The organism is Methanococcoides sp. LMO-2 (genome assembly GCF_038432375.1).
In the GTDB taxonomy this organism is placed as follows: domain Archaea; phylum Halobacteriota; class Methanosarcinia; order Methanosarcinales; family Methanosarcinaceae; genus Methanococcoides; species Methanococcoides cohabitans.
On sequence record NZ_JBCAUS010000002.1, the window covers coordinates 740,676 to 763,303 of the forward strand.

The 22,628-nt window shown below is 46.3% G+C and carries 22 protein-coding genes and 2 tRNA genes; 10 read left to right on the forward strand and 14 right to left on the reverse strand.

Features of this window, described 5'->3' with window-relative positions:
- Nucleotides 1-24: 24 nt before the first annotated feature.
- From rrp4 to WOA13_RS03815, 13 genes are all read right to left on the reverse strand, one after another.
- Nucleotides 25-813 (reverse strand): exosome complex RNA-binding protein Rrp4, encoded by a 789-nt coding sequence (rrp4, locus tag WOA13_RS03755; protein ID WP_342126645.1) that lies wholly within the window; start codon nt 811-813, stop codon nt 25-27.
- Nucleotides 814-824: 11 nt separating this feature from the next.
- Nucleotides 825-1,517, reverse strand: coding sequence for a ribosome assembly factor SBDS (locus WOA13_RS03760; protein ID WP_342126646.1), 693 nt, complete (start codon nt 1,515-1,517; stop codon nt 825-827).
- 37 nt (nt 1,518-1,554) lie between these two features.
- The gene (gene psmA / locus WOA13_RS03765; protein WP_342126647.1) at nt 1,555-2,328 is read right to left on the reverse strand and encodes an archaeal proteasome endopeptidase complex subunit alpha; all 774 of its coding nucleotides are present in this window, start codon (nt 2,326-2,328) and stop codon (nt 1,555-1,557) included.
- Between the two features lie 114 nt (nt 2,329-2,442).
- Nucleotides 2,443-2,805 (reverse strand): Rpp14/Pop5 family protein, encoded by a 363-nt coding sequence (locus WOA13_RS03770; protein ID WP_342126648.1) that lies wholly within the window; start codon nt 2,803-2,805, stop codon nt 2,443-2,445.
- Complete coding sequence (gene rnp3, locus WOA13_RS03775; protein ID WP_342126649.1) at nt 2,802-3,533, reverse strand: ribonuclease P protein component 3; 732 nt, start codon at nt 3,531-3,533, stop codon at nt 2,802-2,804. The genes WOA13_RS03770 and rnp3 overlap by 4 nt, the downstream gene beginning before the upstream one ends.
- Complete coding sequence (locus WOA13_RS03780; RefSeq protein ID WP_342126650.1) at nt 3,526-3,981, reverse strand: RNA-binding protein; 456 nt, start codon at nt 3,979-3,981, stop codon at nt 3,526-3,528. The genes rnp3 and WOA13_RS03780 overlap by 8 nt, the downstream gene beginning before the upstream one ends.
- Nucleotides 3,978-4,571 carry a 50S ribosomal protein L15e gene (locus WOA13_RS03785; protein ID WP_342126651.1) on the reverse strand — a complete coding sequence of 198 codons (594 nt, stop codon included), beginning with the start codon at nt 4,569-4,571 and terminating at the stop codon, nt 3,978-3,980. Before WOA13_RS03785 ends, WOA13_RS03780 begins: the two co-directional genes overlap by 4 nt.
- Nucleotides 4,572-4,768: 197 nt before the next feature.
- Nucleotides 4,769-4,967: transfer RNA gene (locus tag WOA13_RS03790), tRNA-Trp, on the reverse strand.
- 187 nt (nt 4,968-5,154) lie between these two features.
- Nucleotides 5,155-6,201: a nicotinate mononucleotide-dependent phosphoribosyltransferase CobT gene (cobT, locus tag WOA13_RS03795; protein ID WP_342126652.1), complete on the reverse strand. Its 1,047-nt coding sequence runs from the start codon at nt 6,199-6,201 to the stop codon at nt 5,155-5,157.
- A gap of 28 nt (nt 6,202-6,229) precedes the next feature.
- Complete coding sequence (gene proS / locus WOA13_RS03800) at nt 6,230-7,666, reverse strand: proline--tRNA ligase (RefSeq protein ID WP_342126653.1); 1,437 nt, start codon at nt 7,664-7,666, stop codon at nt 6,230-6,232.
- A 70-nt stretch (nt 7,667-7,736) separates the two neighbouring features.
- Nucleotides 7,737-8,402, reverse strand: a complete 666-nt coding sequence (locus WOA13_RS03805; protein ID WP_342126654.1) for a ZPR1 zinc finger domain-containing protein — start codon at nt 8,400-8,402, stop codon at nt 7,737-7,739.
- Complete coding sequence (locus WOA13_RS03810; protein WP_048204973.1) at nt 8,399-8,779, reverse strand: cell division protein SepF; 381 nt, start codon at nt 8,777-8,779, stop codon at nt 8,399-8,401. The genes WOA13_RS03805 and WOA13_RS03810 overlap by 4 nt, the downstream gene beginning before the upstream one ends.
- 195 nt (nt 8,780-8,974) lie before the next feature.
- Nucleotides 8,975-9,463, reverse strand: coding sequence for an RNA-binding protein (locus WOA13_RS03815; RefSeq protein ID WP_342126655.1), 489 nt, complete (start codon nt 9,461-9,463; stop codon nt 8,975-8,977).
- 541 nt (nt 9,464-10,004) lie between these two features.
- Here WOA13_RS03815 and WOA13_RS03820 point away from each other — a divergent pair.
- The 5 genes from WOA13_RS03820 to WOA13_RS03840 all read left to right on the forward strand — a co-directional run bounded on the left by WOA13_RS03820 (nt 10,005) and on the right by WOA13_RS03840 (nt 17,323).
- Complete coding sequence (locus WOA13_RS03820) at nt 10,005-11,156, forward strand: KamA family radical SAM protein (RefSeq protein ID WP_342126656.1); 1,152 nt, start codon at nt 10,005-10,007, stop codon at nt 11,154-11,156.
- A 187-nt stretch (nt 11,157-11,343) separates the two neighbouring features.
- Entirely contained in the window at nt 11,344-14,520 is a 3,177-nt protein-coding gene (gene ileS, locus WOA13_RS03825; protein WP_342126657.1) for an isoleucine--tRNA ligase, read from the forward strand.
- Nucleotides 14,521-14,534: 14 nt separating this feature from the next.
- Nucleotides 14,535-15,158: a 6-hydroxymethylpterin diphosphokinase MptE-like protein gene (locus WOA13_RS03830; protein ID WP_342126658.1), complete on the forward strand. Its 624-nt coding sequence runs from the start codon at nt 14,535-14,537 to the stop codon at nt 15,156-15,158.
- Nucleotides 15,159-15,412: 254 nt separating this feature from the next.
- Nucleotides 15,413-16,540 (forward strand): DUF373 family protein, encoded by a 1,128-nt coding sequence (locus WOA13_RS03835; protein WP_342126659.1) that lies wholly within the window; start codon nt 15,413-15,415, stop codon nt 16,538-16,540.
- 18 nt (nt 16,541-16,558) lie between these two features.
- Nucleotides 16,559-17,323 carry an MTAP family purine nucleoside phosphorylase gene (locus WOA13_RS03840; RefSeq protein WP_342126660.1) on the forward strand — a complete coding sequence of 255 codons (765 nt, stop codon included), beginning with the start codon at nt 16,559-16,561 and terminating at the stop codon, nt 17,321-17,323.
- Between the two features lie 121 nt (nt 17,324-17,444).
- Here WOA13_RS03840 and WOA13_RS03845 read toward each other — a convergent pair whose 3' ends face one another.
- Nucleotides 17,445-18,479, reverse strand: coding sequence for an RAD55 family ATPase (locus WOA13_RS03845; RefSeq protein WP_342126661.1), 1,035 nt, complete (start codon nt 18,477-18,479; stop codon nt 17,445-17,447).
- Between the two features lie 170 nt (nt 18,480-18,649).
- On the opposite strand from WOA13_RS03845, the gene WOA13_RS03850 reads away from it, so the two are divergent.
- The 5 genes from WOA13_RS03850 (at nt 18,650) to WOA13_RS03870 (ending at nt 22,558) form a co-directional block, all read left to right on the forward strand.
- Entirely contained in the window at nt 18,650-21,127 is a 2,478-nt protein-coding gene (locus tag WOA13_RS03850) for a DUF5814 domain-containing protein (RefSeq protein ID WP_342126662.1), read from the forward strand.
- A gap of 88 nt (nt 21,128-21,215) precedes the next feature.
- A complete protein-coding gene (locus WOA13_RS03855) occupies nt 21,216-21,587 on the forward strand; it encodes a DUF3467 domain-containing protein (protein WP_342126663.1) in 372 nt (123 codons plus the stop codon).
- A 218-nt stretch (nt 21,588-21,805) separates the two neighbouring features.
- Nucleotides 21,806-22,030 (forward strand): LSM domain-containing protein, encoded by a 225-nt coding sequence (locus tag WOA13_RS03860; protein WP_048204964.1) that lies wholly within the window; start codon nt 21,806-21,808, stop codon nt 22,028-22,030.
- Nucleotides 22,031-22,055: 25 nt separating this feature from the next.
- On the forward strand, nt 22,056-22,409 hold the full coding sequence (locus tag WOA13_RS03865; RefSeq protein ID WP_342126664.1) for a helix-turn-helix transcriptional regulator: 354 nt from the start codon (nt 22,056-22,058) through the stop codon (nt 22,407-22,409).
- A 71-nt stretch (nt 22,410-22,480) separates the two neighbouring features.
- Nucleotides 22,481-22,558: transfer RNA gene (locus WOA13_RS03870), tRNA-Glu, on the forward strand.
- Nucleotides 22,559-22,628: the final 70 nt, after the last annotated feature.

Here is a 22,628-nt window from a genome sequence, read left to right on the forward strand (position 1 = left end):
CTCCCATAATTCAGCAGGGCCTTCTTATGCCTCATCTACATCTTCATCTAACAGGGCATCGACCTTACGATAGGTTTCTTCTGAAACGTTGTCCTCTTTTGCGGGCAGAGATGACCTTTCTTCCTCTATCAGCTCATCCGCATCAGACACTGAAACCTCTTCGGGCTCATTTTTAAGGAACCTGCTCACTTTATCCGTTAAACCGGATATATGAGATTCACGTTCGATCATTTCGATCGCATCTGCCAGGTGATCCATATCACCTGCTTTTCCATTGATCCAGATACGTCCGTTCTTTCCTACGAACACATCACAGCCTGATTCTTTCTTAAGGATCGAGACCATGGAACCACTGTGACCGATCACACGAGGTACCTTTGCAGGCATAATATCGATGATACGGCCTTTTGTCAGCACCCTTGTACCGGGCTCACGCATGGTAAGCTCCACCTTCATGGACTTGCTGACATCTTTTACACGAACGATCACGCAATCCCCGACATCAACATATTTCCTCATTTCCGAGGAGTCGACACGTTTCGGGTATTCGGAAACATGAAGCAATCCGTCATAAGGGGAACCGGTTTCCAGAATCCAGTTCGAAGGTGTCACATCAATTACAGTACCAATTATGAAATCCTTGCGTGAAGGAAGATATTTTCCTGAAAAAGGTACAACTGAAACGTTGTTCTTGACGTTTGCAATTCCGTACAGCAGGGAATAGACCTTGCCGTCCTTTACATATGTTCCAGCACCGGACATGCCCTCTTTATCAGAAAGGAGCTGGCCGGGGATTACGATTTTCCTATCCATGAACTAACCTCTTACAAAAGTTTGGTTTCTGCATCCCCTTTTGTCAGATGGTTAACAAGACCGTAAAAATCATTCTGCAATCCTGCAGGCATCTTTACAACAGCAACCCATGAACCGTCATTCTCCCACCTGTCTTTGAGCATAGTGCCGAACTTTGCAATATCACCATATGATTTTCCGGCATACTCTGAAGGGATCTTGACCTCTACCTCTACTTCCTCGAAGCGGATAGGTATGATAGGTCTGATAGCCTTCATGACAATGTTCACCTGTTCATCAACGCTCTTGAGCGGATCGATGTGAACCTTTGCCTCTTCCATTGCCTTCTCGATACGTGCAGGTGGATGAGGTGTCCTTGTCTGTGGGTTGATAGCGTTCTGTGCAATAATGGAAATTACCTGTTTGGTCTTTTCCTCAAGAATGTGTTTCCTCTGCTCTTTAGTAAGCTGAAGTTCACCGTGCTTGATAATGTGTGCTGCGATCTCGAACACGTCAGTGGTGTCGAATGCACTGGCAAGATCGGACTCTGCTATATGGTCCCCGGTACTGGCGTCTTCGAAGACTGACTCTACTGCAAGAATGTCCTCGATCTTTACATCGCCGCCCTTTTTGAACTCCAGTGCCCCGTCAGGATCTACAAGCACTTCGTAATGTTTGCTGCCTTTCTTCAACCTTGCAACCAATGATTCATCAAGTGATACCATACTCTACTCCCTCCTAGTTTACTAAGCAATGTAAAAATCACTCTTCCGGCTGTTCCTCTGTTACTTCCTCTTCGTCGTCTTCCCTGTGTTCTTCAAGAATACGCTCCACAAAGGATGCGACCTCATCTTCAGGACATTTCCTGAACTTGCGATCTTCAAGGGTTACCATGCCGACCTCAAGCGTGGATGCATCAATTTTCACATCCGTTGCCCTGTAGAGAGCTTCCATTCCAAGCATAACTGCTTCATCCATGGACATGTCCTCTGCATATTTCTCCTCAAAGGTCTCCATGAATGTGTTGCGTCCTGCACCAATAGCAGTTGCCTTGTATTCAAGAAGTGCACCGCTAGGATCACTTTCGAATAGCCTTGGCCTGTTGTCGTCAACGCCTGCTATCAAAAGGGCAGTACCGTAAGGACGAACTCCTCCATACTGGGTGTATGTCTGCTTGTGGTCGCAGATCTTCTTGGAAAGTACCTCTACACCTATCGGTTCGTCGTATGTGACCATATTTATCTGGGCTTCGACCCTTGCACGGTCCACAAGTGCACGTGCATCTGCAACAAGACCTGATGTTGCAACACCAATGTGCTCATCTATCTGGAAGATCTTTTCAATCGACTCTGCCTCAATCAACCTGCTTGTGATCCTTTTATCCACCAGCAGGACCACACCATCTTTTGCTTTTATGCCGGCTGCCGTAGTTCCTCTCTTAACAGCCTCCCTTGCATATTCTACCTGGAAGAGCCTTCCATCAGGACTAAAAACAGTAATTGCTCTATCATAACCCATTTGTGGTGCCATTTGCATGATCTTTTATCTCCTACTATTTACTTTCGTGATGCTAAAAAACGTATGAATAGAGTTTCTGTACATTCACCTTGTTCAATTATAACTTAATTAAATTATTATATATATGACTGTTCATGGTTCTTGTTCAGGATTATATACCATACACCCTTCTAAATACTTATTTGTTGCTCCATGAACAGTTCCCGATATGCCCAGAACATGGACCATAACAGGTTTACCATTTATTGAGGTAACCGAGGCAAGCACTGCACGTGTCATATCAACTCTTTCCCTTATACAGCGCACAACACCTTTAGAATCCTCAAAATCAAGCAGTCTTATATCACATTCACTGGAACCTTTATCGCCAATAAGAGCTCCTGCGCATGAAAATATCTCTCGCAGAAGGTCGCTTCTCTCCACACCTTCACCGCCTATCAGTTCAAAGGCAAAGTACCTTTTGTTGGTACGCTGTGTAGGAGGCAGTATCTTCATTCGAGATCACCTTCATTTTCTGATGCTACACCTTCAACGATCTCCACGCCTTCACAGATGAAGTTATGTCCCCGGCGACTTCTGCTGATGATCTCCGCAGGAGTTTCGCTCAATGCACTTTTCGCCTCATCGCGCTCCATGCCAAAAAGTGTTGCAAGGGCCATCATTTCATGAGGAGCACGCAGCTCGTAGCAAAATGATGCATTATTGGTAAGCAGGAAAGGAACATCATATTTCCTTGCAAGCATCAGGTTCTCCCTGAAATGGGAAAGAGCATGTACACGTCGTCCACCACGTAATGTGATCAGTGAAGCCATATCAAATGCGATGGCAACATTGTTATCACTTGCAGATTTCGCAAGCACATGGTTCAGGCCACTGTTCTTTGGAGTGCCAGGATGCAGTAGTACATCAACGTTAGGATTTTCCACCGCTGCCCGGTTTATACCTTCATCGCCGCCATGTACTGCAAGGACATCCGCTTTGTGGCGGAACTTCCCGACGAGTCCGTGGAGCTTTGAAGGATTGCTAGCCACAAGCTCGACCCCGCGAAAGATCTCAATGCCTGCTTCAGAACCAACTTTAGCAACCGGGTCTGAGTTAGAATGATTGGTCATGCCAATTCCGGCAAAACCAAGATGTTTTGCCATTGCAGCCATTTCCTCCTGTGTGCTTTTGCCATCAGGTGCACAGTGCACACAAAGATCATAGAACACAGGATCAGCCAAACAATTCCTCCACAATTCGCCCGGCTTGCTGGCGATCTTTCGGATAGGTCTCGATCTTCATTTTTATAATAATTGCATCTGAAGAAGAGGACAGCCTGACCTTACCTTCACATGCTGCCTGTTTATCGAACCTTAAGTGGAACATCTGGTCATCATCCAGCCTGTCAGGCATCTCACTCCTGAGCAGTTCAACATCCTCATCGGTCATGTTCCCGCGTACAAAGGTCGCAAAGGCCTTCGTATCAGGCTTTCGTTTGATAGTAGAACTGAAAAGGGTTATCGGATTGCCATAATGGCCTTCGATCTCAAGTGCTTCAACATACTTTCCAGTATCTGTGCACTTGCCCTTATCAAATGAATTCAATAAAAAGAGGTCCAGAGCATCTCGCACTCTGGACACGTCCTCAGTAGCATGTGCGCTTACGCGCACAGAGATATAGTGAATCACTTTCTGCTGCTGTTAATGTTTGATCTGACGCTTGGCCTGGTCTTCTCAGTACCCTTGCCGCGCTTCTTCATACCTCTGCCCTTGCGGCCTGCGCTGGTCTTACCACGGAATGTCCTTCCGGAGTGAGTCTTGTCACAGATCCAGTTGAGGTTCTTGTCGCTCTTGATAACAGGGTGGCTTGGGTCAACAAGGATGACTTCATACCATTTCTGCTTACCGTCTTCACCGACCCAGTAAGAGTTGAGGACTTCCATGTTAGGGTATTTCCTGCTAGCACGCTCTTCAGAGATCCTCTGGATGCTCTTTGCGACAGTGATCTTGTTCTTACCCATGTGCTGGGTACGCCTTCCACGAATGTAGCGTGACTTCCTCATGCTACCCCTTCGTACCTTTACACGTGCAACGACGATACCCTGCTTTGCCTTGTATCCGAGTGCTCGTGCACGGTCGATACGGGTTGGGCGCTCGACCCTTGTAACGGAGCCTTCCTTTCTCCAGTCCTGAAGTCTTTCCCACCTGAGCTCACGAACATATGAGTCCTTTGGGTTCTTCCATGCATCTCTTACATAGCTGTAAAATGATTTTGACAAATTTTTCACCTTAGTTTCATGTTAGTTTCACGGTTCAGCCAAAGTTACTTCGGCCACACTCCTACGGGACTCTCATCCCGACAATGAAACATCGGTTAGTACATACAACATACCATTTAAAGCTTTGTATGAGAAGAAATACAAAATAAGCAGAGCTACTTGATATTGAAATGATAAAGAAAATAAAAGAAAGAATGTGGGGTTGGTGAGATTCGAACTCACGATCGACGGGTCTCTCCGAACACTGCCATTACGACAGTAAATGTTCTTAAAGAACACACATCAGTGCTCCAACGGTTCCTCACCGACCTACCCCGTCGGGTAGATCTCAGCAGACCCGTTGTTCATCATTTATCCGCTGGAGCCCGTCGCCATTCCTGGCTAGGCCACAACCCCGCAACCTTGCGATTGCACCCCTCAAATACATCTCATCAATAATATAGGTATCGGTATGAAGGGCTAAAATCTCGTACCGGGATATGCCAGAGCACACCCGGAAACACAATAATGTCGATCGATCAATCAATCAATCAATCAATCAATCAATCAATCAATCAATCAATCAATAGATCCAGCAATTTAGTTATTCCTCATCAATAAGGTCAGCAAGCTCGACACAGATATTCTCGATCTCTTCACGGATGCTGTCCACAGAAACTCCCAGAAGACCTGCGAGATAAAGTGCACCGCCTGCACCAACACCTTCCTTGACATATCCAAGCTCATACTGCCTGAGGCCTTTGTGTGAAGAGCGTCCGAATCCGGGATCAACAGCATGCATGTCTGCACCAAGTGCTTCAATGATCTCTGTGAAATTAGCGCTTTCGTCCTCTGCAACATAACTGGTGGTCACAATGGAAACATTGCTGAGGTCAGTACCCATGTGCTTCATGAAAGCATAGACAGCTGCCATCTGAGTACCACCTGCAAGGATTATACGCTTGCCCTTTAGACCCTCCACAAGACCTGCAGTTGCAGGCATCATAGGATCGCCAAGACAGGCAACCGCCCGTACAGGATCTGACTCCATGCTCCCTTTTGTAATACCGGATACAGCCATTGCCTCACAGACAACTTTCTGCTTTAGGTCAACAGGATTCTCGCAAGAACTGCTGCTCACGTGACCGTCATATCCAAGCGCATTGAGCACACCCATTGCAGTAGTGGTTCCGGCAGGAGTGCTTTCTCCGATCACGAACATATCATGCTCATCACGCACCTTCTCGCCCACCTGACGTGCACGTTCAATGATACCTTCAACATCATGAACTGCAGTCTCCTGACGAATATCCTCACCAGGCTTTGCCTTAAGGTCTTCAAATGAGACCTTAGGAGCGATCTTCAGACCTGAGTTCACGAAAAGATGAGGCACTTTTGACAACTGCAGGGATGCGCGGGTGATAAGGCCGGGAGTAGGGGTGTTGTACGGAGGGGTCATCGGAAGGACCGGAGTGCTGATTATGCCACCGGTCTCCACAAGTTCTGCATCACCTGTGGGCGTATAGTCCGTCAGTTTGGCAGTCTTCCCTGCTGCAGATATCTTTTCAATATAAGCAGTCTCCGTATTTGCCAGCACACAAATGAAAAGTGGCTTTTCAGGTTTCTTATCATTAGCTATCTGAGATCCCATTATCAATCACCCTCCTATTACCCATATATCAGTATGTCCTTGCCACGTAAACCCTTATGCTGGTATCCTTTCCACACACAGGGCACTTGTAATTACCATTCTCATCCTGATCGGTCGGAATTCCAAGAATACCTGCACCTACCTGCTCATCCATCTCAAGTCCGCATTTCTCTTCGCCACACCATGGAACATGTGCAATGCCTTTTGAAACATTCTCACGTACGTCATCCAGTGTTTCACATTCGAAGATACGTTCTCCAAGCTCCTCTTTTGCCTTTTCCAGAAGAGAGAACTGGATAACAGCAAACCTTTCAATGACCTCATTAACGATAGATGCAAGAGGCACCTGTTCCTTCTCACCGGTATCACGCCTTGCAAGCATAGCTGCTTCCTTCTCGAGGTCCCTTGGACCGATCTCGATCCTCAGAGGAACACCTTTCATTTCCCATTTGTAGTACTTGGAACCAGGACGCTTGTCACTATCATCGATCGTTACACGGACACCTGCAGCTTCAAGTTTTTCCTTTACATCATTACATGCAGCAAGGACAGCTTCGGACTTCTTGAAGAGGATCGGGATGATCACTGCCTGGACAGGTGCGACCTCAGGTGGCATAATAAGACCCTTATCATCACCATGGATGGAGATCAGGGCTGCGATAGAGCGCTCAGAAACACCATAACATGTCTGGTGAGCATAGACCTGCTCGCCTTCAGGATCCTCATATTTGATATCAAAGGTCTTTGCGAAATTGTCACCCAGATGATGGGCAGTACCGACCTGAAGGGTCTTTCCATCAGGCATCAATGCATCAACAGCGATCGTATAGTCAGCCCCAGGGAACTTGTCCCAGTTCGGCCTCTTTGACGGAAGCACAGGAACTGCAAGCCTCCTGTAGAACTCGGAATATAATCGTATGGCCTCATCCACCTGTGCGGCAGCATCATCCCATGTGGCATGTACCGTATGAGCCTCTTTGAAAGATGTGATCTCACGCAGACGTATCAGAGGACGGGTGTGCTTTGTTTCATACCTGAACGTATTGACTATCTGGTATAATTTCAATGGAAGGTCCGCATGTGAGCGTACCCAGAGGCGATACATAGGATAGATCGCAGTCTCGCTGGTAGGGCGAAGTGCCAGCTTCACATCAAGTGGAGTTGTACCTCCGTTCAGTACCCAGTAGACCTCATCCTCAAAGCCTTTGATGTGCTCGGCCTCTTTCATGAACTCATTTTCAGGTATCAAAAGAGGGAACATTGTTTCCTGATGGTCCTTATCAAGGAGTTCACGGATGATTCCGTACACGTTCCTTCGAATGGAAAAACCAAAAGGATACCATACATAGGATCCCTTCACAGGATAGCGTACATCCATGATCTCTGCTACCTGTAGCAGATCGTTATACCATTCGCTGAAGCTCTCTTTTGGAGGAAGCATTGCTTCTTTTTCTTGTTCGGCCATAATGTCACCAATAAGATCAAAATGATTTAATTAGAATATTCAATTAGAATTGTGTCAGCAAATACATGCATCATTTATAGTCATTTCCGATCGGCTCGACCTTCTCGGAAGAATCCATTTCCAGCTCGGAAGAATCAACGTCAAAAACTATCATACCGCTATGCAGGTTAGCTGCCTCTTCAGCGGAAAGAGTACGTGATATCACTTTTTCAGAAATGATGGCACTGTTGCCCAAGGGATCCTCTATGATCACTTTCAAAGGGAGGTCGCCCTGAATTGCTTTTTCAAGCAGCCCCTGTAGCTCAAGTCCCCGCTCGTGTGCCTCTGGCTCATCCTTTACCCATTCGGTAGCTGTCACTACAACAGACCTCACCCTTTCAAGGATGCCTTCGATATTTGTGATATAGGACTCAGATACAGACCCCGGTTCAACGTCAATGCCCAGATCAGGTATACGAATTGTACCCGAGGTGGAACGAATAACTCTTGCATTAAGATCTTCCAGCCCCTCGACCATCAGTTCAAAACGTACCGGGTCCTTTTGCGTCATGATCATGGTGTCAGCGAACCTGAAACCACAGTTAGAACAGGAAGTGGTAATATACATTACTTCCCCGAAATAGGGAATCTCATCACCCTGCCATTTAACGACAAGTTCCTCATGACATAGAGGGCAGGATGTCCTTGTCTCAAAAGAGTCCCGGGACTCATTCCCGGAATCATTTTCTGTGCTCAATACCTTCCACCAACTATCTTGGACCTGTCTATCTTTACGCCTGTTGGTGTGACAAGTACCTGATCATCCTTGATACCTGCAATATCACCATGGACATCAATGACAACGTCCTTGAGATCCTTGAGTGCCCTGTCAAGCATAAGCTTGTCAGCCTTGATGGTAGAGATATCGATCATGAGAATATTACCATCATAAACCTCTTTCTTAAGACCTGGAAGCTCGTTCAGGTTCGTAAGTTCTGCCACTCTGACATAGGTTTCTGCAGGTTCATCTGCCATTTCCTGCTCGAACTTGCCGAGATCAAGCTCGGTATATTCGTCAGCATCGGTTACACCCTTTGATCCGCTTCCAAATAATTTGTCCATGAAATTTGCCATAGTCCACACCTTTGTGTTAAAATTCAATGAATATTAGGATACTATCATTATTAAGTCTTTTAATATTTAAGCCATTAGCCATTAAAGGATTCCGGCTTTGCATCGATAATACTACTCATCAACATTACTTCTGTTATTATTCAGTCTCATCATATTTTAATGATGGCTTTTGTCGATGCATCTACCACCAACAGATCATACCTCAAGGTTCCAAAGTTCATCCCCTACATAATGTATGGATTTTACTGCTTTGCCTGACTTGCCCACCATATCACTTGCCGAAACCAGTGCACGCCCGATAGCAAGTGGTTTGTTATGAGTTTCCTCTGCTATGATCACAAGATCGCCCTCGTTGATATTAGGATCTGCAGACACGATACCAGGACCCATAATGTCCGCACCGTTAACAACGAATTTCACTGCACCCGCATCAACTGTCACTTTAGGGGAATCAATGCCAAGATCCAGCACACCTTTGACGGTCGGGAACATTTTATCGGCGCCCTCATCCTGGAAGAAGAGGACAGCGCCATCGACTATTATGATCTTGAACCAGTTTGCCATAGCGCTTTCCAGTTTTTTATCAGCAATCCTGTCAATGACATCGCCAAAGGATGAACTAAGGGAAGTCAACAGTTTGTTCTTTACAGATTTTCGCAGTTGAACTCTGGATTTTATTTTCAACTTACCACCTTTGATAGGAAAATATTAGCTTGCACCATATTAAGCACCATATGTGTTTAAACGTTTCGCGCAATCGATAGCGAAAAGGAGACAAAGCAAAATAAACCAATCATATCAAAAAACATATTTTGTTTTTTTAAGATTTTACTAAAACGAACTATTGCTTATATTATATGATAGCGTATACCAGATGAAAGAAATACCTGAATAATCGTTATTATTAAAAGGATTGATTCATAATAACGACCTGAAAAAGTGATTGAACAATTAACTATTGCATTACAACCATTACTGATTAGCATAAGATACTAACTCAAGACAGATGCACCATACTGATTGCATCACAACCGATCACATCGATCGGTTCTTCTAAAAAACGAATTATGGAGGTTCTAACATAATTGATGCTGAGAGAAAGAAGTATTCTGCATATACTCTTTCGAATTACAAAAATATCCCCCAGATACAGGATCTGAGCCCGGAACATCTGGAAGAGATAGAGATCTCTGCCCGGATACTTCCGTTCCGTGTTAACAATTATGTGGTCGAGGAACTCATCAACTGGGACGATGTTCCGAATGACCCGATATTTACTCTGACCTTCCCTAACAGGCACATGTTGCTTCCACATCATTACCAGAAGATGGAAACCCTCTTGAGAAATGATGCTCCGGAAGAAGAGGTCGAAGGTGAGATACAGAACATTAGAATGAGCATGAACCCTCACCCTGCAGGCCAGCTTGAGAAAAATGTACCTGAACATGAAGGGCAGATCCTTCGCGGAATGCAGCACAAATATGACGAAACTATCCTTTTCTTCCCTGCCCAAGGACAGACCTGCCATGCATTCTGTACATTCTGCTTCAGATGGGCACAGTTCATAGGCATGGATGACCTGAAGTTCTCCAGCCGGGATGTAGAGCTCCTTATATCGTACCTTCAGGAACACCCGGAGGTCAAGGATGTGCTTTTCACAGGCGGCGACCCCATGACCATGAGCGCAGGTCTCCTCAAAAGATATATCGAACCGATCCTTGAAGCGGACATCCGCAGTATTGAGAACATAAGGATAGGTACCAAATCTTTAAGTTACTGGCCTTATCGCTTTGTTTCTGACAAAGATAGTGAGGAGATCCTTGCCCTTTTCAGCAATGTTACGGAACACAATAAGCACATGGCACTCATGGCACATTTCAACCACCCCAGGGAACTTACCACTGATGTCGTGAAGAAGGCTATACAGAACATCCGTTCAACAGGCACACAGATAAGAACGCAGTCACCCCTGATAGCGCACATAAATGACGAAGCTCCCCTCTGGGAACAGATGTGGAGAGAACAGGTGCGTCTGGGATGCATCCCGTATTATATGTTCATGGTAAGGAACACAGGTGCAAAACACTACTTCGACGTACCTATGGCAAAAGCATGGGAGATCTTCCAGAATGCATACCAGAACGTCAGCGGGCTTGCAAGAACTGTGCGCGGTCCAAGTATGTCTACTGACCCCGGAAAGATCAATATACTCGGAGTTCAGGAGATAAACAATGAAAAGGTCTTTGTGCTTGAGTTCCTGCAGGGACGGGAAAGCAACTGGGTGCGCAAGCCTTTCTTTGCAAAATATTCCCAGACAGCTTCATGGCTCACAGACCTGAAACCCGCTTTTGGTAATGACAGGTTCTTCTTCGACTAAAAATCAGCAAAAGCCACCAATTAGCCGGAAGAACGATAGTAAAATGCGCACATTTGTGCGCACACACATTTTATTTTAATTAAGATTGTGGCGAGATCATACAATAATATTTAAATTGGTTACTGCATTAGGATGGTATCTATAATAACGTAGCCAAGAAACTGGACCCATCCGGGAGGTCACCAGCGTGATAAAAGAAGTTACTGATCAGTATAATGCTAAAGAGATCGAAGAGAAGGTTCACGAGTTCTGGGAAGCGAACAATGCTTACAGGGCAGTGCGTGAACACAGGAAAGGCGCCAAGAAGTTCTTTTTTGTGGACGGACCACCATACACCACAGGTCATATTCACCTCGGTACCGCCTGGAACAAGATCATAAAGGACTCCATCCTGCGATACATGTCCATGAACGACCATGACATCCTTGACAGGGCAGGATGGGACATGCACGGACTCCCTATCGAAGTAAAGGTAGAAGGTGCACTTGGCTTTGAATCAAAGAAGGACATTGAGGCTTATGGCGTCGGCAATTTCATTGAGAAATGTAAGGAGTTCGCACTTCGCCAGAAAGATGACATGACCGGCCAGTTCCGTACACTTGGTGCATGGCTCGACTGGGAAGACCCGTACATGACACTCAAGGATGAGTACATCGAGGCAGCATGGTGGACACTTAAGCAGGCACATGAGAAAGACCTCCTTGATACCGGAAAGAGAGTCGTCAACTGGTGCCCCAGATGTGAAACCGCTATCGCTGATGCAGAGGTCGAGTACGAGGACCGTGATGACCCTTCAATCTACATCAAGTTCAAATTAAAGGATGAGGAGAATGCCTTCATCGTAATCTGGACCACAACTCCGTGGACCATCCCATCAAATATTGCTGTGGCAGTCCACCCTGAGTTCGAATACGCAAGAGTGAAGGCATACAACGCAGAGGGTGACAGTGAAACACTGATCATGGCTACCGAGCTTGTGGAAAATGTACTGAGAATAGGAAGGTACGCAGACTACGAGATCCTTGAGACCATGAGCGGAGAAGACCTCCAGGGTCTTGCTTATGAGCATCCGCTTGCCGACCTCGTGCCAGTGCAGGCAGAGATCGAACACAAGGTATACAATGCAGATTATGTTACAGCAGAGAACACCGGTTGTGTCCACATCGCTCCCGGACACGGTGTTGACGACTTCGAGGTCGGTGTAAAGAACAGCCTGCCAATATTCTGTCCTGTAGGCTCCAATGGTAGCTACACAGATGAAGCAGGAAAGTACACCGGCATGAACATCCGTGACGCAAACCGCGTTGTCATGGACGATCTCCTCGAAAAAGGACTGCTTATCTCCGAGAAGACCATCAGCCACAGGTACGGTCACTGCTGGAGATGCAAGACACCTATAATCTACCTCGCAACCGAACAGTGGTTCCTGAAGATCGGCGAGCTCAAGGAATCTATGCTCGAAGAGATCAAGAAGGTCAACTGGACCCCTGAATGGGCAGGTTCTGCAAGGTTCAAGGACTGGATAGAGGGCGCACGTGACTGGTGTATCTCCAGGCAGCGCTACTGGGGTATCCCGATACCAGTATGGAAATGTTCAAAGTGTGCAAAGATCGATGTGATCGGTACAAGGGAAGAGCTCGTGGAGCGCTCCGGCGCAGATGCGGACATCGAACTTCACAGGCCGTATGTTGATGATGTCACAATACCCTGTGAATGTGGCGGAACTATGAAGCGTGCAGAAGATGTCTTCGACGTATGGTTCGACTCTGCAGTGGCATCCTGGGCTACACTCAGATTCCCACATACCAAAGAGCAGTTCGATGAGTGGTGGCCTGCTGACTTTATCACAGAAGGACATGACCAGACCAGAGGATGGTTCTATTCACAGCTTGGAGCAAGTATGGTGGCATTTGGAAAAGCACCATACAAGAGCGTGCTCATGCACGGATTTACCCTTGACGGCAGCGGAAAGAAGATGTCAAAGAGCCTTGGAAATGTTGTACAGCCTGCAGAGGTCATCGACAAGTTCGGTGCTGACACCCTCAGGGCATACGTACTCTCTTCCAGCGCACCATGGGAAGACCTGAAGTTCAACTGGGATGAGATCGCAACAATGCACAGGACAAACAACATCCTGTGGAACGTGTACCGCTTCCCATTGCCATACATGGCACTTGACAGGTTCAACCCACAGGAAGTCACACTCGAATCCGTGAAACCACACCTCAGGGAAGAGGACAAATGGATACTCTCACGCATGCAGTCCGTCATCACCGACGTGAACAAGGCCATGGAGGAAAGAGTGCTCCACAAGGCAATGCGTGCCATCAATGAGTTCGTACTTGAGGACCTTTCAAGATGGTACATCCAGCTTATCAGGCCAAGGACATGGGTCGAAGCAAATGATCCTGACAAACTGGCAGTTTACAGGGTGCTCTACGATGTATTCGTTACAACTGCAAAGGTGATCGCACCATTCATGCCACACCTTGCCGAGGAGATGTACCAGAACCTTGTCAGAAGTGTCGATGTGAATGCACCTGCTACCATCCACCTTTGTGACTGGCCAACGATCGACGAGTCACTTGTGGACACCGACCTTGAAGCAGAAATGAAGGCTGTCCGCTCCATTGTGGAAGCATCATCCAACGCTCGCCAGAAGGTAGGACGCAAGCTCAGGTGGCCGGTATCACGCATCATTGTCAATCCGCAGGACGAGAACACAGTTGCTGCTGTGGACAGGCTGCGCTACGTGCTCATGGACCAGACAAATTCCAAGGATGTTGAAGTTACAGCCATCGGAGAAAGCTGGGCCGAGCTCGGAGTGGAATCCTCACCTAACCCCGGAGCTATAGGACCTGTCTTTAAGGGCGATGCCGGCAAAGTGAATGCAGCTATTGGTTCAATGGATACCATGGAATTGAAGAAAGGACTCGCAGACGGTGAAATGGAGATCGCTCTTGCAGACGGCACTAATGTGACAATCACTGAGAAGATGGTTAACTTCAGCGAAACACTTCCTGAAGCTGTGGCAAGTGCTGACTTTGCAGGCGGTGTGGTCTTCGTGGACGCAAACCTTACCCGTGAGATCGAATCCGAAGGATACTCAAGGGAAGTTATCCGCAGGATACAGGACATGCGTAAGGAACTTGACCTTGACGTTGATGAGAACATCAGGGCACACATCCAGATCGACGATGAAAGGGTCCTAGACCTTGTACTGGACTTTGAGAACTACATCGCAAAAGAGGTCCGTGCAAATATTCTCGTGATCGGCCTCGATGTTGATGTCACCGGAGATCTTGTAAAGGACTGGAATGTGGAAGGCATTTCAATGCACATCGCGATCTCAAGGGCAGAGTAAGAACAGGTGAGATGATGGATTTTAAAAAGTGGGAACCGGTCTACGAGAAGATCCTGGAGGACTTCGAATTCTCTAGGGAGGATGACGAGAATTCCGCCACCCTCCTTTCCCATCTTTTGGTCGGACCTACCACCGTTGATACATCCACACTTGAGGAACTGATAAGCGGAAAGGACGCCCTTGTATGTGGTAATGCCCCGAAGCTTGAGATCGACCTGAAGGAAGTCAATATAGAGGACTACGTTATCATCGCAGCCGATGGCGCCACAGCACACCTTATGGATAATGGCATTGTACCTCACATAATTGTCACAGACCTTGACGGCGATGTGGAAAAAGAGATCGAGGCAAACCAGCAGGGTTCCATAATGGTAGTCCATGCACATGGCGATAATACTGAAAAACTGCTAAGATACGTGCCGCAGTTCAAGAACGTGATCGGCACTACCCAGGCAGAACCTTTCGCGAATATCCATAACTTCGGCGGTTTCACGGACGGAGACAGATGTGTGTTCCTTGCACACGAGTTCAATGCTAAAAGCATAACCCTTGTGGGTTTTGATTTCTATGACAAGAACGTAACTGAGATGAAGGAAAAGAAGCTCAAATGGGCACAGAGGCTCTTAGGAGCTTTCTGAAATTTATTCATTCCTTCTTTTTTATTTCTTACGAATATCATAGTTCCTGGCAAGAAACTTCCTGCTGTTGTCTGGAATACAGATATAAAAGATCAGAACACACCTGATCAAAAAACAGTGTTACAGTATCTTTTATATTCTTTCAAGTGTAATACATCTATACTTGTATCACTTCAGCATGCTGGAAAGATATGTACAATTATTATATTATGCAGATGTACCGATACGGACGAATTGCAATTATATGAGGTTTTATGCAAACTTTAATCATATGCATCGACAGGGACGATGACCTTGGTGAAAAAGCAAATGTTACCACCCCACTTATAGGACGTGAAGATAACATCAATGCAGCAGTGAAACTTGCAACTGCAGACCCGGAGGATTCCGACAGCAACACGATCTTTGGTGGAGTCAACGTCCTTGATGAACTGCTGGCAAAGGGAGTTGATGCTGAGATAATCACATTTGCAGGTGACAAGAATGTGGGCATCATATCAGACCAGAAGATCTCTGCCCAGCTTGATGCATTCATTAACGAGAATGAGGCCACAAATGCGATTTTCATTTCCGACGGGGCAGAAGATGAGACACTCCTGCCGATCGTCCAGTCCCGTATCAAGATCGATTCTGTAAAGCGTATAGTCGTAAAGCAAAGTGCGAACCTTGAGAGTACATATTATATCCTCAAACATGCACTGAACGACCCGAAGATCTCGCAGACATTCTTTGTACCTCTTGGACTTGCAGCAATGATCTATGCCATCTTCCTGCTGGCAAGATATCCTGAAGGTGCCATCATCGGAATTTCAGCTGCGATCGGACTTTACATGCTTTACAGGGGATTCAACCTTGACCAGCCATTCGCTCTTTTGAGAGAAAGGATGAAGAATTCTTTCTATGAAGGCCAGATGACCTTTGTGACCTACACAATTGCCGCCATCATGGGAATTATCGCTACCATGATAGGAGCAGTAACGTTGTGGCAATACTATATCACAGGCGGCAGCTGGTACTATGGCATAATCACACTCATCACCGTTTACATTAACGTGACGATCTGGTGGTACGTTGTAGCCATCCTTTTTGCAGACCTTGGCAAGATGGTCGACCAGAAGCTGAGCAAGAGCTTTACAATAAAGGAGATTTCACCTGCCCTGTTCATAATAGCTATCGGACTACTTTTCTGGGGTGCAAGCAGCTACATACTTTCTGTCAGTGCCCTTGCAGGTGAAACATTGAATTCTGAGCTGAGCCTGCAGTACTTCGTTTACTCGGTAGTGGGTGCTATAATGATCGCCCTTCTGGGAATCAAGATCTCAATGACCGGAACATCATCCGAAAAATTGCCAAAAAAAGGCAAGGATAAAGCTAAAAAGTAAACTGTCCTATTACCACCCATGAAAATAGATGCAGCAATACTTGGTGGTGTAGGTTTTGCTTCTTATTTAGAAGGATCAGCAAAGATCATCAATACACCTTTCGGAGATGTTGGAGTATATGTTGTCGAACTAAGCGGTAAGACCATAGCCATCGTTCCCAGGCACTCCGGAGCTGCTGAACATGTTCCCCCTCATATGATCAATTACCGTGCTAACTTATGGGCCATAAAGGAACTTGGAGTAAAAAAGATAATAGCAACCAATTCTGTCGGAACCATGAAAGGACACGGTATTGGCAGTTTTGTAGTTCCTGATGATTTTGTCGATCTCACAAAGACCCGCGTATCCACATTCTATGACAGGAGCACAGTCCATGTCGATATGACAGAACCTTATTGTCCACAGATAAGCAAATGCATTATGGACACACTTGAAAAGAAAGGGCTCCAGTATACCCGGGGAACTTATGTCTGTACCGAAGGCCCACGCTTTGAGACACGTGCGGAAATAAAGATGATGAGCATGATCGGGGATATTGTGGGCATGACAGGACTGCCGGAAGTTGTGCTTGCAAGGGAGCTGGAGCTGTGTTACGCATCCATCTGCACAATAACGAACCAGGCCTGCGGACTGACGGATAATAAGATCACAGCCGATGAGGTCGTGGATGAGCTTGGTACGAAAAAAGATCTGCTTATGGATGTACTTATGGATATTATCGATTCTCTTCCTGAAACACGTGAGTGTGAATGCATGAACGCTACCCAGGGAGCACGACTTTAAGATAGAGGGAGCTTTCGGAGCGATTTTTAGATAGGAATATCTGAGAGAGATCTCTAAAAACATAAAGAAAAAGGAAGATAGCAAAGGAGATGTTATGAAGCTGTGCCTGCAGCACACCTGATCATGCAATATCCTTTGAAGTATCGATGTTGATGCCTTCTGAAACGTTGAACTTTATGACATCTGTCTTTGGGGACATTCCCCTTATCTTGGGTATTGAAAGCTTGTTCATGAGCTTGTCAGGATGCCTTTCAACATCCACATCGAAGATAACATCCGATGAATTGAGGATGTCATTCTCAGCCTGCTCATCATGACTGCCTTTCAAAGCATAAAGATAGGTAATGCTGTTGGTCTCTTTGGTAGTTTCATAAAGCAGATTGGTCAGGCGCTTGAGAAGTCCGCGGTTCACATTGAGGTTCATGAAGAAAGAGAAGTTATCAAAAATTATATTGATCTCTTCACCCTGTGATTCGCTCAATATGGTCCTCAGGTTGTATTCGGTAAATTCTATGATCTTGGAATCAACATGTCCGTTACCCAGATTATCTACCATATCACCCATGGAAGTGAAGTAATATTCACTGTATATGTCCACAAATATGACGTTTGAAGGGTCCAGGTTCATGTTCATGATGTCCTGGCGCAGGTATTTTGGCCTGCGGGATGTGGTAAAATAATATGTTTTACGGGACTGGGTGAACTCATAGAAGAATATCTCAGACATAGACCTTGGGTCTGCAGAGAAATATACCATGGAACTTAAGGGCAGGCCTCCTCCGAGGGTCCTGTCCAAAACATAGATACCAGTAGGTACAACAACCAGTCCACCGGAGAGATTTTGAGGAGCTTCACATAATCCGGTTGAACCTGTGTTTATGATCTCATTTCTGGTCTCAATTACATCAGCGGATCCTGTGACCTCAACAGACGCTACCGACCCTGCGAAATCGGCAGTCTCAGTGAATGCTTCATTCTCGTTAAAACCAGTTACATCGGTGAATGTTTCATCATCATTAGGAATAGCACGAAGCTCAAGCTTTCTCTCAACGGGAGTCTCTTCTGCGAGAGACTGATCCTGTTCTGCCGCCTTTCTACGCTGCGACATTCTTGGGGTAACGATTACCTCCGTACCTACAGAAAGCTGACTTGCCATATTTTTTGCCTCCACCGAGAGCATACTATTAGCTATTTCTACTCAAGTAACTGTAGGCATGGACATGCATATAAAGGATATGAACACATGTGAACACACAAACCATCCTCATTCTGATAATTCCGAATAAACATGATTTATATACAAGTACATCACTTTGAAACGCGAAAATGACTCTGTGGACATTTCTCAAAGCCGAGAAGGCAAAGGTCATTGTAATGGTCATCAAGGACAGGAAACGCCTTCCCCAGTTTACAGGAGAGCTCATATTGCGTAAAACAGATGCAGGAGCCCGCCCACACAAGTTTCGTATATTCAGGGACGAGAAGGATGAGCTCAGGCCACCTGAGGAGTTCATAGACCTGTTACGGATGTCAGAACGCATCCTCATCGACATTGAAAGCGATAAAAAAAGAGAAGACGATGTGAAGGAACTTCTGGCAGGCTTCCACCTCGATTGGGAGCATGTACACGTGTGCAGGTTCTGCGTCCTTAAGAGCAGATTCAATTTTATCAATAAGAAATCGATCAAGTATCACCATGAGCTGATCTGCGAGGAATGTGCAAAAGAAGAACTGGACCGTGCACTTCGAAATGCACACAGCTATTTCGGGGATGAAGCAGCAGAACGTATCCAGCAGATAATGCTCACCACTCGTGACCTTGACCGCACGATAGGAATGTTAAGCCCTGAGGACCTTGACCTTGAATACACCCGTTTTGATACCATCGAGGCCCAGCCCCAGATCAGGCAGATAAAGATCAAGGACATCCCCCTCTCAAAGAAGCTCAAGGAGATCCTGCTTAAGAAATCCGATACTCTCCTGCCAGTGCAATCACTTTCAGTGGAAAAGGGTTTGTTAAAACGCAGGAACCAGCTCGTAACGTCTGTGACGGCTACCGGAAAAACATTGATCGGAGAGATCGCAGGTATTGAGAACATCCTCCGTGGACAGGGGAAGATGCTGTACCTTGTACCGCTTGTGGCGCTGGCGAACCAGAAATATGACCAGTTCAACAAACGCTATTCCGAACTCGGCATCAAGACCTCCATAAGAGTGGGAAGTTCAAGGATACGGACCTCAAAGACGAAATCTATGCGAAGAACACTTGATTCGGACATAATTGTGGCCACATATGAGGGTCTTGACTACATACTTAGGTCACAGGATTCAGATCTTTTAGGACAGATAGGCTCTGTTGTTATCGATGAGGTACACATGATCGAAGATTCCGAGCGTGGCCACAGGGTTGACGGACTTATCGGAAGGCTGAAATATGTGGCATCCGGAGCACAGTTCATCTATCTCTCAGCCACCGTGGCCAAACCACAGCTTCTTGCGAAGAAGCTGGGTGCAGACCTCGTGGAATACGAGTACAGGCCGGTACCTATTGAACGTCACCTGCTGTTCTGCCCGGAGAGCAACAAGATAAGACTTATGTCAAAGCTTGTGCGGGACGAGTATAACAAAACTTCATCCAAAGGCCACAAGGGCCAGACCATTATTTTCACAAATTCAAGAAGGAACTGCCACCGCATAGCCCAGGCACTTCCCATATCCTCTGCCCCTTACCATGCAGGCCTGTCCATGCAGGAAAGGAAGAAGGTGGAGAGACGTTTTGAGAAAGGAGACCTGCCGGTGGTTGTCACCACAGCAGCACTTGCAGCAGGTGTTGATTTCCCTGCATCACAGGTAATATTCGAATCCCTTTCCATGGGCATAGAGTGGCTCACAATGCAGGAGTTCCTGCAGATGCTGGGACGTGCGGGAAGGCCGGATTTCCATGACAGGGGTATTGTAGTGGTGCTTGCCACACCGCAGAAGAGCTACACAAGCGAGCAGACCGGTACCGAGGAAGAGATCGCCATAAAGCTTCTCAACGGTGAGATGGAACATACCGAAGTGGAATACGGTGAAGAGGAGCAGATGGAGGAGATACTGGCAACTGCGGCAGTAACAGCATCCAGAAGCGACCTTGAAGCTATACACAGGAACATGCTCGGGACCTATTCATTGAAAGAGCTCGTTGCAAGGCTCCAGAAGAAAAAGTTCCTGAACATCAAAGGGGATAATATTGGACTTACGAAGTTCGGAGGCATTGCTGCGGGCCATTTCCTTTCAGTCTCAAAGGCATTCCTGATACGGGATGCAGTGCTTTCCGAGCGCAGGCCTGTGGAGATAATAACTAACCTCGAGTTCTTTGAAGCGGTCTATTTCAAGTATGCAGCGCAGATATCAACTGCACTGAAGATCAATATGCCTTCAAGGGTGTTCCAGGGAGCTTCCATGGACATTGTGCTTGAGGGCGAGAACCTCTCAAAGCTGGAGATGAAGATGCAGGACCAGATCCTGAACTTTGCTACGGATTTCCTGACATGCGGCTGCAAGGAAAGCCCTTACTGCGGTTGTCCTGAGAGACTGTTCTCGGAGAAGATCATCAGCCTGCGTGTTGATGGCTATGATCCGATACAGATCGTAAGATATCTTGAGGACAAATACGGAATCACAGCGTACCCGGGAGATCTGCTGGGATACCTGGATGATGCAATACGCAACCTTGATGCTGTTGAAAAGATAGCCAGGGCATATTCAAAGAAGGACCTGGCACATTCGGCAAAGCACCTCAAGAAGCTTATCGTGGGTTGATGAATCGCGAATTTACAATAACAAAACCTTTAAGTTATGCTAACAATTACTTTCAAAATCAGATATGGCTTTTTAAGGATATATTACCATGACAGAAGAGAATAACAATCCTGAAGGTAAGATGGCAAAGAAGTTGAAGATAGAGATCCGAAAACCAGAGGATTTCAAACAGGTCTACGCCATCGGGGCCCTTGGTGGGCATAGCCCTTATGATTTCAGGATCGGATTCTACAACGATAGCCCCAAGGGATTTGACAAGTCTTCTAATTCACAGGTGGTACAGAGGAGCATTGAGACAGAAATAATACTCTCCCCTCTTGCGGCACTGGAGCTTTCCCACTGGCTCGAGCAGCACATCAGGGACTACCAGGCGATGTTCGGACCTATCACAAAGGTGCAGAAGCAGCCGCAGAAGGTAAAGCAGCCTGAAGACACATCCGAGATACAGGGCTACATTTGAAAAAGCAAAAAGGAAGCTAAAAATTAGTAAATTACCGATCTGCTTTATTAAAAAGCTCGATTTCAGGCTGAAGGACAGACTCATAGTAGTTTATTCAGGCTTCTAATCGGCAGTCATAAATAGTAGGTTGGACAGTTTACTTTTCCCGATACGTAGTAATAGATATTACTGATCATATTGATTATTATCTTTGAATTAATGAGTGTGAGGATACGAACTTGTTCCCAAATAAGAAAGTTCAGAAACTGGTAGGATCTAAGGTCCAGGTAGAGATGAAAGGCAACCAGCATATTCTTGAAGGTAAACTGGAAAGTGCTGACGATTATCTTAACCTTCACCTTGTGGACACTGTTGAGATAGCTGACGGACAGCGCCTGCGCTCTCTCGGTTCCGTTGTATTGAGAGGAAACAACATTATCCTGATCGTGCCTGTAGAGAACTAAACCTTTTATTTTCCGGACATAGACCATGGAAATAGAAGATAAGACTCTCAAACTGATAAGCGATAGCAAAGAAGGTGTCTTCCAGAACGAGCTCTGGAAGCTGTTGGAGATTGACAGCCGCAAGTGCTCAAGGGTCGTCACCAAGCTGATGAACGCTAACCTGATCACCCGTGAGTCCGCCGTCAACAACGGCGCAAGGACCTACCTGATCAAAGTAGTTGCACCTGAAGAGGAATCTTTCGATCTCCTCCTCTCAGGAGAAATTTTCTCCCCCTGTGCAGGCTGCAGGTTAGCCTGCCAGCCCGAACACTGCGAACTGCTATCCCAGTGGATCCAACAGCTAACCCTGGAAGACGAACAAAAAGAAGCCGAAGAGTGAGCCCTCTCCGAAAGGTATATATAGCTAAAATGCTTTATAGGGGCTGCTTCAAGGTAAGCAAAAAACAGCGTGCTCCGGTAGTGTAGTCCGGCCAATCATTCCGGCCTTTCGAGCCGAAGACTCGGGTTCGAATCCCGGCCGGAGCACCAAATATCTTTTAACTTATTTTTGTTCAGATATATCATGTTTGAAGTGAGGTTTAGCTGTGATGCACAGCCT